The sequence below is a fragment of the Loktanella sp. PT4BL genome (assembly GCF_003201935.1).
GTDB lineage: Bacteria > Pseudomonadota > Alphaproteobacteria > Rhodobacterales > Rhodobacteraceae > Yoonia.
The window spans coordinates 106491-120146 of sequence record NZ_QJJL01000001.1; the positions used below are offsets into that span (position 1 = coordinate 106491).

The window sequence follows — 13656 nt, forward strand, 5'->3', positions numbered from 1 at the left end:
GGCGAAATGCGTTGAAGTGGGAAACTAGGTACCCTGCCCGCGATGGTCAAGATGTCGCAAGCGTGTTCAGGGCTTCGTGAAGATGCTCTTGGGACAAAGTGGTCAATGTTCCCGTGTGGGTCCAGAGAATAGCGGTCCTGATTGTATGATCGGGATAGATTTGCCGGAGCGCGCTGTCATAGGCGGCAAGTTGGCGCGCAAGACCGATGGGCGTATCCTCAGGCTTTGTCGGTACCAGGCGGTTCGATTTATAGTCGATCGCCGTGATTGTATCCGGCCCGATCAGCAGACGGTCGATTGTGCCGTGGATGCGGCCAAGTTGGGGAATGTCGGCGGTGATATCGACCTCGTTCAAGGCATCAGCGCCCCAGATCCAAGCCAGATCAGGGTTGTCGATCAGTGCCATCACCTCTGCGACCAAGGCCGTGTCATCATTTTGCAAAAGTTGCAGACCAAGGGCGTGCCTGTCTGCTGGGGCGGCCATCGGCAGATGCTCGAGAAGCTTATGGATCTGCGTGCCGCGCTCCATCGCGTCTTCTTCGTTGTCGCCCGCTGGATCGCCTTGGAAGATCTTGTCGCCTTTCAGTTCAGAAGGCGAGATGGTCTTGGTCTGTGCCGGAACGAGGAGTTCACCGAATGCGGGCGGCGTAACCTGCGTTTTCTTGACGGGTGACTTTTCCTGCAGGGCGGGCGCATCCCATGTCAGTTCTGACACGCGGCGTAACTTAAGATCGCCCAGTTTCGCGTCATAGTCACCGCAGGCGCGCATGCCGTCGGCGACGATATTGTACCAACTTGCGTCACCCTCGCCCACGTCACCTGCTGCCCCGACGATCAGCCATTTTTCGGCGCGGGTCATTGCGACGTAAAGCAGGCGCAGGCGTTCGCGGGTTTGTTTGGCAATGACATCCTCGCGCAGGGCAATGACCGCAGGGGACGCAGATTTTGCCGAGGGCTTCCAGATGACATGGTCGTCCGCTGGCAGGATTTCCTGTTTGACCTGTACATCGCGTTTCGCGGTATCGGGCAGAATGACGATTGGTGCCTCGAGCCCCTTTGCGCCATGCACTGTCATCACACGGATCTGGTCGCCTTGGCTGTCCATCTGGCGTTTCACTTCGAGATCATCGGTGTCCATCCACGACAAAAACCCGGTGAGGCTCGGCACAGCGGTATTTTCATAGGCGAGCGCCTGCGACAGCAGCGCGTCGATCCCGTCCTCGGCCTCTGGCCCCAACCGCGCGAGCAACTTGCGCCGCCCGTCGTGGCGGGTGAGGATACGTTCGATCAGGTCGTAAGGACGCAGGAAATCCGCCTTGCCGCGCAGATCATTCAGGATCGCCAGCGTTTCGGGGTAGTCCGCATTGCGCAGGGTTTCCCATAGATAGGCCTTGTCGGGGCGATGGTGCGCGAGGGTGAAAAGATCTTGCTCGCTCCAGCCGAACAGCGGGGACCGTAGGGCGGCGGCAAGTGACAGATCGTCTTCGGGCAGGGCCAGAAACCGCAGCACCGCCGCAAGGTCCTTGACCGCAAGTTCCGCCCCCACGCGCAGCCTGTCGGCGCCCGCAATTTGCAGGCCCGCCGATTTGCAGGCGCGGATGATTTCAGCGAAAAGATCTGACCGGCGCTGCACGAGGATCAGGAAATCGCCCTCGGTGATCGGCCGACGGATAAAGTCGCCGGTGTTTCCTATCTCTTCGGGGATGGTTTCATGGGCGATCATATATCTGATCTTTTCCGCCACCTGCTCGGCCATCTTGACGGTGTGGTCGGTGCTGCTGGGTTCATCGACGGGCTTGAACCATTCGCGGTCGGGTGGTGCCTCGGATTTCTCGATCACGGGCCACAGATCAACACGACCGGGCATGTTTTCCTTGAACGCGCGGTGGTTCAGGTTGTCGTCCATGCCCGCCGCGCGGTCACCTGTGAAGGTCTTGTCGACGACCGTCAGGATGGCCTGCGAAGAACGGAAGGAATAGTCGAGCGAGGTCTCGTTGAACGGTTTGGAAATCGCGGCATGGGTCGCTTCGAAATGGGCCTTCATCTGGTCAAAGGCTGCCGGATCCGCCCCCTGGAACGAATAGATCGACTGCTTTTTATCACCGACGATGAAGACGGTGCGTTCGCGGTCCATGCGCGCGCCTTCGCCTGTGGCGAATTCCTGGGTCAGTTGTTCGATCACTGCCCATTGGGTGGGGCTGGTGTCTTGTGCTTCATCCACCAGAATATGGTCGATGCCACCATCAAGCCGGAACAGCACCCATTGCGCCACATCGCGGTCGGTCAAAAGCGCCTTGGCTTTGCGGATCAGATCGTCAAAATCAAGCATCCCCATCGCCAGTTTGCGCGCCTCGTAGGCGGGAACAAAGACGCGGGCGAAATTGTAAAGTGCTATGGTGCGGTCAAGCGCGATCAGGCCGAGGCGATAGGGGCGCATGTCCTCGACCTGCCCCATAATCGGCTCAATCTGATCCATGAGTTCGGCGTTTGCTTCGCGGGTTTTCTTGGTGGGCAGTTTGCCGATCTTGGCACCGAAGGGCGCGGCTGCGGTTTCGCCGAACAGGAACACATTTTCAAGGATTGCGAGCGCTTCATGTGGCGAGAGGGACCCTGACAGCAGCGGGCGCAGGGTGTCGGCAGCTTTGACGTCGGTGACTGATCCGGTAGCACAGGCGTCGATGAATTGTGCGATCAGGTCTTTGTCGAAGATGTCATCGTAGAGTGTTTCGACCGTCAGGCCTTGGGGTATTTCCAGGATATCGCAAAGCCGCGCAAGATCCGGCTCTTGTGCGAAATGATCGCCCTTCGCCGCTATCTCGGCCGTGAATTTTGCCAGATCGTCGCCTGTGAACAGTGCAAGCAGATTGTGGACCACCTCTGCCCTTGGCCCCAAGACCATTTCATCCACCACCTCGGCGCGGAGGATTTCAGCGGCGCGGTCTTCCATCTCGCGAAATTGCGGGCTGACCTGTGCCTCGAGCGGGAACCGCCGCAAGACGCCTGCGCAGAACGAGTGGATGGTCTGGATTTTCAGACCACCGGGCGTTTCAATGGCGCGGGCGAAGAGGGTGCGTGCCTGTGCCAGCTGTGAGGCATCAATGGCGCGATCAATGCCAAGGGTTTGCAGGGCGCGGCGCAAGTCATCCTCGGGCATCATTGCCCATTCGCCAAGGCGCTGGAACAGCCGGTTCTGCATTTCGGCAGCAGCAGCCTTGGTATAGGTCAGGCACAGGATATTCTGCGGCGACACCTTATCCAGCAACAACCGTGCAACACGGTCGGTCAGCACGCGGGTTTTGCCCGACCCGGCATTGGCGGACAGCCATGTCGAGGTGCCGGGATTTGCGGCGTCGACCTGCCTTTGAGTGGCCTCGTCGCGGATCATGTCAGCACCTGCGGGGCCGGTTCATCATGCGTGTCCCATTCGCCAAAGCGGGACAGGTGGTCATAGTCGCTGATGTCGGTCTTCGAAAACAGCGCGAGGCGGGCGGTGTAGCCGCGGCTGATGTCTTGCCATGCCGCGAAAAGCGCTTCGAGTTCTTCCCAGACCTGTTCGGGCGGGTGTTTGTCCAGCGGGGCGTTGCTGTTTTTCATTGTCGTGTTCACGCCAATAAATGTGGCGGCCAGAACCGGTTTTTTGCCCACATCCTTGAATGCGCCGCGTTCGACCATCGCGGCCTCGAGCAAGAGTTGTTTGTCGAATTTTTCCTGCTGCGGGCCGGTAGGCACGGCACCGGTCTTATAGTCGTAGATCAACGCTTCGTCTGATGGTGTCAGATCAATCCGGTCGGCTTTGCAGGTCAGCGTCACGCCGGACGGGGCCACGATGATTTCGCCAAATTTTTCGAGCAAGCGGTCAGGGGCCAGCGCCTGACGCGCGCGCTCATCGGCGAGGAACTGATCGACGGAGCGGGCCAGTCGGGCCATCCATTGCGCGCGGATTGTGGGCCATGGGCAATCTTGCACAAACATGTCTTCGGCGATTTTCAAGAGCGCAGCGCGGTCATCGGGGCCATGGCCAGCGGCAATGAAAACTTCAAGGATTTTATGGATCAGCGTGCCCCGCAAAGGTGCGTCAGCTGTGGGCACCAGCGGGTCAAGCACCTTCAGCCGCAGAGTTTTCCGGGCATAGATCGCAAAGGGATCGCGGATCAGGGTTTTGATTTCCGTAACCGAAAATTTCTGGGGCCGCGCGTCGATGGGTGGACAGGGCGAAGGCCGCGGTTCGAGTTTGGTCTTCTCGTTGGGCGCAGAGAGGGCTTCGGCCATTGCGCACCAGCGATCACCCTCTTTGCGCATGGCTTTCAGGGCGTCCTCCCCGCCCTGTTCGGGCAATCCTTTGAGCAGGTTTGTCAGCCGGTTTACCCAACGGGACGGGACGGTTTCCGCGTCCGCCGAACGTTTCGCCCGTGTAATCCAGACCTCGCGCCCTGCTACGGCCTGCTGGTAATCATGTGCCGAAAGGCCGATCCGGCGTTCCGGCAACAGTAACCCTGCCTTGGCCCGCATCACGCGATTAAGCCACGGATCGGGTGGCGGGGCTTCGGGCCAGACGCCATCGTTCATACCGCCAAGGATCGTCAAGTCCACGCCCTGCACCCGTGCCTCTAGCGTGCCCCAGATCAGGATACCGGGGTGGCCAGCGTCCCGGTCACGTACGACGCCTTCGGCGATGACGGCACTGAAAAGGGCGCTGTAATCGCGCGCGGTCATAGTGCCGCCGGCGCTGGCGGCCTGTATCAGGTTGTCGCAAATCTTGCGGGCCTCGCGGCCTGCGGCCTCGTCCCAAAGACCGCCTGTGCCATCGGCCTCCGGCCCAGCGGCGAGTTGTTCTGCGCGCGCCAGATGATCGCCGAGATGATCAGCGAGTGGTCTTGCGCCAACCGTGTCCAGACCTGTCACAAGACCGGCAAGCCATGCGCTCCATTCCGCGCGCCCTGATCCGTTTTTGGCCCAAGTCATCAGGTCATCAGCCGTCGGAAACGGGGGTCCATTGCGGCGCAGGTGCAACTCCAGATCGCGGGTGTGGCGCAGGTGATCGCCTCGGTCGGGGTGCTCGGAATGGCACAGCGGATGTTTCAGCAGCGTCAGCAAGGCCTCTCCTGTTAATGGCTTGCCGAAAAGGTCTGCGACATGGCGTAGAAATCGCCCTGGCGGGGATAGCGCGAGCGGGATGCCCGCGCTGTCATCGGGTTTGATGTTCCAGCGATCCAGGGCCGCCGTGACCTGACGGGTCAGCATACGGTCAGGGGAAATCAGCGCGGCGGTGATGCCGTCTTCGGCGGCCTGGCGCAGACGCAGCGCGATGGTTTCCGCCTCGGCGCGTGGCGACGCGGCCTCGACGAGTGTGAGGCCTTTGGTTGCTTTGTGAAGATCCCCAAGCTTGGGCCCTTCAGCCAGCCATTGATCGGTGACAGGTGCCGGACGGAGCGATAGGGACACAAGCGCATTGCGTTGGGGGTGGACAGGTTGATGGACCGACCATGATCTGACGTCGTCCTGCGTGAAACCAATGATATCCATCAAGCGGCGGAAGCGGTATTGCGGGTGATCCTCGGCGGTCATGTCATCGTCCATCGCGTCCCAGACATGGGCGGGCAGATCGAAGTCAAAACCGGGCAGGATGATCGCGCCTTGCGGCAGTTTCGCCACCGCCTGCATGAACAGCGCCGTCGCGCCGCGCGATCCGGTCGAGCCCGCGATGATGACCGGATGATCGGGTGGCGTGTCTTGCCAGCGAGCGGCCAGCGTTTCGATGACCATGCGTTGGCGTGCCTCTTTGTCGGGCGCTTGGTCCTGGTCGTCAAAATAGCGGGTGATGATTTTGACGAATTTGAGGGCGCGTTCCCAATGGCCGGATTCGTCGGCAACTTCGAGATTGGCGATCGTGTCGGGGTTGACGCCCTCGCCCTGCATTTCGTCCATCAGTTTCGCAAGGCTGTCGGAAAGATCGTAGAGCGCTGCGCGCGGTGCAAGATCGGGCTGCTGTTCCAGCAATTTGGCCACGAATTGGGACAATTCCAACCGCCTGTGCAGTGGTGAAACCGCTGGCGGCAAGGCAAGCGAAACTGGATCATTGGCGAGGTCTGTGATCAGCCTGATGCGCGGCAACAAGCGCGGTGGCCCTGCGTCAAAGACGGCCCTGATCCGGCGCTGCATCCGTGTTGTGTTGACGTAGATTTCGACCCTTGCCAGATCATTGGGCGCCATCCCAGCTGTGCGGTTCAAGAGCCCTGCAACCAATCCTTCAGCGAAATCCACGCCGGGGGGACTGGCAAAGATGCGAGGGGTTTTGCCGGGGTCAAACATGTAGCATATCCTCGGCCAGAGGGATGCTTTCAGGCTGGCCGACATCGCACCATTTGCCCGCAAAGCGGGTGCCAAAAAGCCCGCCGCGTGCTGCGATGATGTCCCATGCGGCGTTCATGGAAAACGCAGTGTCCGTGATCTCGCCCAGCACATCGGTCCGGATAATCTGGAGACCCGTGTAGATATCTTCCGGCGCGCGTTTCAGCCGTCCGTCCTTGTCGATCTCGAAATCACCTTTGCCCAGATGGCCCACCACATCTTTCTTTTCGACCAGCAGCATCAGCGCCTCCATCTCGGGGCGCCAAGCGTTGAGGATCTGTGTGATCGGGTTCGGCCCCTGCCACACCGCATCTGTGTTCATCGTCAGGACCGGACTGGCGTCCAACAGTGGCAAGGCTTTCTTGAGGCCGCCGCCTGTTTCCAGAAGCTGTGCACGCTCGTCAGAAAAAGTGATGTTCTGGCCCGCCAGATGCTGCCGGATCATCTCGCCGTGGTAGTGCAGGTTCACGACTTTCCGACCGACTGCGGCCGCGTTTGCGATATCCAGCGCATGGTCGATCAGTGCTTTGCCGGCCACGTTGATCAGCGGTTTTGGCCGGTCTTTGGTCAGCGGGCCCATACGGGTGCCACGCCCAGCGGCGAAAAAGAGAATGGGCAATGTCATGTCGCGCGCCCCGCAAGCCGAGTTGCGGTGGGTTCCGGGACCAGATCTATCACTGCCTGTCGCAGTGTTGCCAGCGCGGGATCTTGCAGGTCTTCCATGATGTGTGCCCAGACGCGGGGCATGAATGCGGTGTAACGTGGTTTGTTGAGCGTGCTGACCAGGCGGGCGAAAACGCCCAGGATGCGCAGGTTGCGCTGCACACCAAGGCAGGCAAGTGATGTGCGGAATGGTGTTGTTGCTTTGGTACGTGCGCCGAAATAAGTGATCATGTCCTCAACGATTGCAGGGCTCACATCACGCCGTGCATCCCGCAAGAGCGACGCAAGATCATAGCCGGGCGGTGCGATGAAGGCATCCTGGAAATCAAGCAGACCAACCTGATCTATGCCTGTTTTCCCTGCCCGCCAGATCAGGTTTTCGGCGTGATAGTCGCGCAAGGCCAGCACCGTTGGTTCGGGCGCGAATTCTTCGAGGGATTTTTTGACCTCGGTGCAAAGGTCTGCAACGGATGCGTGGGTATAGTGGGTGCCGACGATCTCAACCATCTCAGCGCCAATGGCAGGGGTCAGATGTTTGAGGTGCGGCGGTGGCGGGAGATCTTCCAGCTTTAGCAGGACGGTCGTCGCAGAGTGATAGAGCCTCCCCTCATCTGTCGGGGTTTTGCGCAACCATTGCGCATAGTCAGCTGTCCCAAGGTCACTCAGCAAAAGCAGCCCATTCTTGGCATCATGCAGCAGTATATCAGGGGCAGCAAAGCCCGCCTTGCGCAACAGCGTTGCGATTTCGACGAAGGGTACAGTGTCTTCGCCGTTCTCGGGCGGGGCATCCATCAGGATCACCGACTGGCCGTTTGAGGATAACCGGTGATAACGTCGGGCTGAGGCATCACCGGCCAAGGGTGCGTGTGTCCAGTCCTGCCATGCAGTATCAGTCAGGAAATCATTGATAAGGGCGTTGCGGTCAGACATGCAGGCCCTCAAGACGTTCGGGCCACGGGTCTGGTCCGCTGATCGTGACGTGATGCGCATCACTGCTTGCCACAAAGGATAGGGTGAGCGCGGAGGCAGGGGCTGCATCGCCCAGTCTGTCCGGCCATTCGATCAGGCAGATCGCGGTCTCAAACGCCTCGTCCAGCCCCAACTCGAGCGCTTCGTCAGGGTGGGTCAACCGGTAAAGATCACAGTGCCAGATATCGCCGCGCGGGTCTTCATAGGTTTGGACCAGCGTAAAGGTGGGTGACGGCACGTCTTCCATCCGGCCAAGTCGGGCGCGGATGACGCCGCGCGCAAAAGCGGATTTTCCGGCCCCGATCTCACCTGTCAGCAAAAGCGTATCGCCAGGCAAAAGCCGTGCTGCAATTTGCGAGGCCAATGCGCCGGTTGCGCCTTCATCGGCGAGGGAAAACTCAAACAGGGTGCGGGCCATGCACCGACATTATGGGGTTGCGCGGTGCCTGCAAGCAGAAATCAGCGCTTCATCAACTGTATCGCGGGATCGGCGGCCATCAGCTTTGTAAACTCGGGTCGTTTCGGGCGCGCGACCGAGAAACGCAGCATCGTCATGCCGCCCGAAATCGGATTGGCATGGCAATAGAGCTGCCGTCCGTCATCCAGCAACACATCATCTTCCCATGGTTGGCGGGCACCGAGTTGCTGAATGAAATCACGCAGATTGTTCCAAATGGGGGACGGAATGCACTGATTCTTCCAGATGCGCATTTCAGACTGGAGAACACGGTGTTCCAGAATGTGGTCCGTGTTGCTGGCCCAGAGATTGGCGTAGGCCTGATTGGACATCACTAAAGTGCCCGCCGAAGAAAACACCGCAATAGCGTCTGTAAGCGTATCAAGGACAGCCTGCCCTGTTTCGATATCCAGCCGGAACCGCCGCGTGAGCGAGACCTCGGCGCTGATATCTTCGAACAAAAGCGCAAAAGCGCCGTCAGGATAGGGCCGTCCGGTTACGCGGTATGTCTGCCCGTCCGGAAGGGACCAGTTCTTGCTGTAGGTGCCTTCTTTGGCTGCTGTTTCAACGGCTGTAAATTGTTCGCGCCACGACACGTAGTCTTTGGGTTCCGGCATCATGCGCATTTCCCGCAACCGGTCGAGCACCGTGTCGATTGTCGGGCTTGCGCTCAGAAAATCGACTGGAAGGGTGGTCATGTCGAGCAGTGCCGGATTGAACATGGTCAACTGTCTGTTGTTGTCAAAGATAGCGATGCCGATGGACAATTCCGCAAAGGTTTTGCCAAGGGTTTTGACGAATTCGGTGCGTGCTGTGTCCGCCCGCACCACATCGGTGGCGTCATTGGCAAAGTGCAGATAGCCGTCTGCGTGTTTGACGGTGGAAATATCAAACCACCGCTCTCTGCGATCACCTGTGAGTTTGACGGATACCCTGCGATCACGGGTTTCGACACCGCCCTTTTCCGGCTGGAACAGCGCCATCTGCGTATGGCGTTTCAGCAGGTTTGTATAAGCGGCATTTGCCCAGAGCAGATGTCCCTTGCTGTCTTCTTGCCAGATCAGTTGCGGGGAATAAGCGGCGATGCTTTGCATGAGCGAAGCCTGTTTGTCGCGTGCGACATGGCGGAGCCGGTCGGTGGCTGCCTGATACGCAGGGGTTTCGTCGCCTTTGAGCGAAATTCGCAACTGTTGGTTGACGCGCTGGACCGCGACAAAGACCGAGCGATCGCTTTCACTGCGAATGTGGAATTGCACAGCATTCAGGTCCGATAGCCGCTCTCTGAGCGTGGGAAACTCAGCTTGAAGCGCCAAGAGCATCGCATCCATGTCGGTAAGGTTACGAGGGCTATTGTTAATTAAAGCCCAAGCCTGTGTTGTCGCATCAACGAGATCGTTGTCATGAAACAGAAAAACAGCACCCTCATCCGGATGGGATTGGGTATTCATTTGCGTCGTGGTGCCGAATGCACCGCTGGCGCGCAAAACAGACACGATGACCATAGCGCCAAGAACAGCCGCAACCAAGATGGACCCATACTCGACCAAATTGATTGTCATTTTCCGTCCGATCCTGTCACTGCTTGGCGCGAGCATCCGTCAGGAAAGTTAATGTGGTGTTAATTATGGAAACAATGTCAGGGCCAACTCGGGATTGGTTGGTTCTTGCCCAGAGGGGTATCATTGGCCTGTCCACGCAAAAGCAGCGCATCGCTGGGCCAGCTGACCTCGACCACAGCACCGCCTGTGGGGTGGCCCGTCCAACTGGCGTGACCGGGGCGGCGGCTATTGGAAAATGAAAGCGTGGCACCCGACCGTTCCAGCAACGTCTTGGCGATAAACAGTCCCAGGCCCATTCCCTCATAGCCGGGCCTGCGCGCACCATCTTCTGAAAAACGCCGTCGGCGCACGTAGGGGTCGCCGATGCGCCCGATGACGGACTGCGGAAAACCACGGCCATCGTCCGAGATCTTGATGTTGATCTGAGTATCAGACCACGTCACGTCTATGGTGACGTGAGATTCCGAAAAATCGACAGCGTTCTGGATCAGGTTGCGCAAACCGTGGATGATTTCCGGGCGCCTTTGGATATTGGGTTGTGTCAGATTCGCGCCATCAAGCGGGAAGATATTGAATTCAACGTCCTTGCCGCGGTTCCGGTGCGGTTCGGCTGCTTCTCTGACAACAATTTCGATGGGAGCGTTGCGCAGATGAAGATCATCTTTCCCGACCCGTCCCATCGAGCGCAGAATATCGCGGCACCGGTCCGCCTGAGAGCTGATCAGCTCGGCATCATCCAGCAGATCGGGGCGGTCGGCCAGTTCTTCTTTCAACTCGCTGCTGACAAGTTTGATTGTCGCAAGCGGGGTCCCCAATTCATGTGCGGTTGCGGCGACAACACCGCCAAGGTCGGTGAGCTTCTGTTCGCGTGACAAGGCCAGCTGGGTTGCCAGCAAGGCCTCGTTCATTGCGTTCATTTCTGATGTGACCTGCCGTGCATAGAAGGCCAAGAAAACGAGGCTGATCAGAAGTGCGACCCAAAATCCGAACTGGAACAGGACGGGAAGCACCAAAACAACGCCGTCTGATGTGATCAGCGGCAGGTTATAGCGGCTGATAATCGTGATGATCGTGATGGCGGCCAGCCCCAGAAAGATCGTGCTGCGCAGGTGAAGAACGGTGGCCGAAATTGTCACCGGCGCCAGCACAAGCATTGCAAAAGGGTTGTTCAAGCCACCGGTCAGATAGAGCAACAGGCTTAGCTGGATCAGGTCGAAGACGAGCCAGAGCGTTGCCTCAAAATCCGAAAGGCGCTTGTTCGATGGGTAGGCGAAAAAGGAGACAAGGTTCGCAATGACTGCGACGGTCACAACAAGTGCCGCCTGCCCGACCGCGATTTCGATGTCGTAAACGCGCACGGCCACAAGAATTGCGATGGCCTGCCCCGCAACGGCAAACCAGCGCAGGGTAACAAGCGTCCGAAGGCGGACCCAATCGGTGCGTTCTTGTCCTCTGATCAGCAAATTCTCTGTGGCCGACATAATCCGCGATCCAATATCAGGTTAAGTTAGGGAGGATAAGCCGATTGCTCAGAGGTTCAATGTGCTTGGAGTTGCCCTGCGCGAATTGTCATTCCCTTCCGTCGTGCAATGAATTCAGGGGATAAGTACCAGTGATTTGACGACGCTCTGATCTAGCCTATCTCAACTGCAGAAGCATGCATAGGGAAGCGAATGAACACCGTGGCCTTGGATTTGGGTGAAGACAAAAGCTTACTGTTGGTAGACGACGACGAAGCATTTCTGCGGCGTCTGGCTAAAGCAATGGAAAAGCGCGGCTTTGATGTCGAGATGGCTGGCTCTGTCGCGGCAGGAAAGGCGATTTCGACAGCGCGGCCGCCGGCCTATGCTGTTGTCGATTTGCGACTGGAAGACGGCAACGGCCTTGATGTGGTAGAAACATTGCGCGCCCGCCGGCCGGATGCGCGTATTGTGGTGCTGACCGGGTATGGTGCAATCGCCACTGCGGTTGCTGCGGTCAAGATTGGTGCGACGGACTATCTGTCAAAGCCGGCAGATGCGACTGACGTGACCAATGCTTTACTTGCTTTGCAGGATGAGTTGCCACCACCGCCGGAAAACCCGATGAGTGCAGATCGTGTGCGTTGGGAACATATCCAGCGGGTCTACGAGCTTTGCGATCGCAATGTGTCTGAGACCGCACGCCGATTGTCCATGCACAGGCGGACGCTGCAACGTATTCTGGCCAAGCGCAGCCCGCGTTAATCTTCGGCTTCGCCGTCGCGGCTCAAAAGGCCGAATTTCCGGAGTTTCACGTAAAGCGACTGGCGTGACAGACCCAGCATCTCGGCTGCGGCGACGCGGTTGTTCATCGTCAACTCAACGGCTGTTTCGATACACATCTTCTCAACAACATTGGTCGTTTCCGATACAATGTCTTTCAGGGTCGCACTACCCACCAGCTCGGCAACGGATCGCATGCTTTCGTCGCTGCCGGGATGCGCGCGCGTTTGGGCAGTCTCACCGCGACTTGCATCGCGCAGCACAAACGCAAAGATCGTCTGCTGACCGGCCATTAACCGCGTCACAGAAATATCCATCGCACGGGGGCTGCCATATTCGCCAGCCAGTTTTGTTGCATAGTTGCGCATCCGCCCGGCGCGCTGCGCGTTCTCAGCCATCACTTTGAAATCAACGCTGCCGCGTTGCAAATAGTCGGAAAAACTCCGGCCACGCACGTTGATATCATGGGCCACATCAATGAGATCGAGGAATGCATCATTGGCAGAAAGCACGTCACCGTTTTCGGCGGTAAACACGATCGCCTCGGGTCCGTCAGCGTAGAGTGCATGGAGATTGTGGTTCAGATCGTCCGCGAGTGCGCTGCCTTCACCTTCGGGAACGAGTCTGCAGAGCAGAATGCGTTCACCCGCAGCGCGAAAAAGCGTCGGAAATATTTGTACTGACGACCCGTTACCGCGCAGATCGGCAAGAATGGTCTTTTTTACGCCTGAGATTGCCTGAGATGCCAGTGCATCAACCATATCCCCGCGTTTGCGCCCCTCAAAACAGCCTGAAAGCTGATTGCCGATAAGGTTTTCAAGCGGGCGGTCGATCAATGCGACGGCTGCCGAGTTCGCCTCGGTGATTTCACCGGTGGCAACCGATACAAAAACGATTGCTTCAGACGTGCTCTCCATCAGCACGCGAAAGCGGGTGTCATATTCGCGCTGGGTTTCATAGTCGCGCTCGAGCGAAAGCTGTGCTTCGACCAATTGCTGCTGCATCTCAGCGATGGGGCGTAAATCGCGACCCAAAAGCAGAATCGCGCCATCAGGCCCGATGCGGTGGAAACTGTATTTGACGGGTGATTCCCACCGATTATCACCGTCGGTATGGTTCAGCTCGACCGGCCGGACCCGTGACTTGCCATCAAGAAATTCGGACAAACGGCTGTCAAATTTCGATACGCTTTCGATTGTCAGCGTTGTGCGAATGTCCTTGTTTTCCCAATTCTCCAGCTGGCGGAAGGCATCATTGGAAGGATTTACAAGAACAGAAAGGATGGTGCCGGTTCCCGAAATGACCACGCCAACGTCTGCGACTTCGGCAATGATATCGCCAAGAATTTCGGGGGCAATCAAAGGGATCGCACCGCTGTTCCAGTATTTGGTTCCGCGGGAAGTCATGGATGACGCCT

At 58.3% G+C, this 13656-nt stretch carries 9 protein-coding genes; 1 reads left to right on the forward strand and 8 read right to left on the reverse strand.

What is annotated here, in order from left to right:
- Positions 1–46 precede the first annotated feature (46 nt).
- The 7 genes from addA to regB all read right to left on the reverse strand — a co-directional run bounded on the left by addA (position 47) and on the right by regB (position 11477).
- Entirely contained in the window at positions 47–3385 is a 3339-nt protein-coding gene (addA, locus tag C7964_RS00535; RefSeq protein WP_110277776.1) for a double-strand break repair helicase AddA, read from the reverse strand.
- Complete coding sequence (gene addB / locus C7964_RS00540; protein ID WP_110277777.1) at positions 3382–6309, reverse strand: double-strand break repair protein AddB; 2928 nt, start codon at positions 6307–6309, stop codon at positions 3382–3384. The genes addA and addB overlap by 4 nt, the downstream gene beginning before the upstream one ends.
- Entirely contained in the window at positions 6302–6973 is a 672-nt protein-coding gene (locus C7964_RS00545; RefSeq protein ID WP_110277778.1) for a nucleotidyltransferase family protein, read from the reverse strand. The genes addB and C7964_RS00545 overlap by 8 nt, the downstream gene beginning before the upstream one ends.
- Positions 6970–7941, reverse strand: coding sequence for an aminoglycoside phosphotransferase family protein (locus C7964_RS00550; protein ID WP_110277779.1), 972 nt, complete (start codon positions 7939–7941; stop codon positions 6970–6972). The genes C7964_RS00545 and C7964_RS00550 overlap by 4 nt, the downstream gene beginning before the upstream one ends.
- Positions 7934–8398 (reverse strand): tRNA (adenosine(37)-N6)-threonylcarbamoyltransferase complex ATPase subunit type 1 TsaE, encoded by a 465-nt coding sequence (gene tsaE / locus C7964_RS00555; protein WP_110277780.1) that lies wholly within the window; start codon positions 8396–8398, stop codon positions 7934–7936. The genes C7964_RS00550 and tsaE overlap by 8 nt, the downstream gene beginning before the upstream one ends.
- 41 nt (positions 8399–8439) lie before the next feature.
- Positions 8440–9996, reverse strand: a complete 1557-nt coding sequence (locus C7964_RS00560; protein WP_110277781.1) for a PAS-domain containing protein — start codon at positions 9994–9996, stop codon at positions 8440–8442.
- 77 nt (positions 9997–10073) lie between these two features.
- Complete coding sequence (gene regB / locus C7964_RS00565; protein WP_110277782.1) at positions 10074–11477, reverse strand: sensor histidine kinase RegB; 1404 nt, start codon at positions 11475–11477, stop codon at positions 10074–10076.
- A 192-nt stretch (positions 11478–11669) separates the two neighbouring features.
- On the opposite strand from regB, the gene C7964_RS00570 reads away from it, so the two are divergent.
- Positions 11670–12221: an ActR/PrrA/RegA family redox response regulator transcription factor gene (locus C7964_RS00570; protein WP_055295221.1), complete on the forward strand. Its 552-nt coding sequence runs from the start codon at positions 11670–11672 to the stop codon at positions 12219–12221.
- On the opposite strand, the gene ppsR is transcribed toward C7964_RS00570, so the two are convergent.
- Positions 12218–13645 carry a transcriptional regulator PpsR gene (gene ppsR / locus C7964_RS00575; protein WP_110277783.1) on the reverse strand — a complete coding sequence of 476 codons (1428 nt, stop codon included), beginning with the start codon at positions 13643–13645 and terminating at the stop codon, positions 12218–12220. The genes C7964_RS00570 and ppsR overlap by 4 nt on opposite strands.
- Positions 13646–13656: the final 11 nt, after the last annotated feature.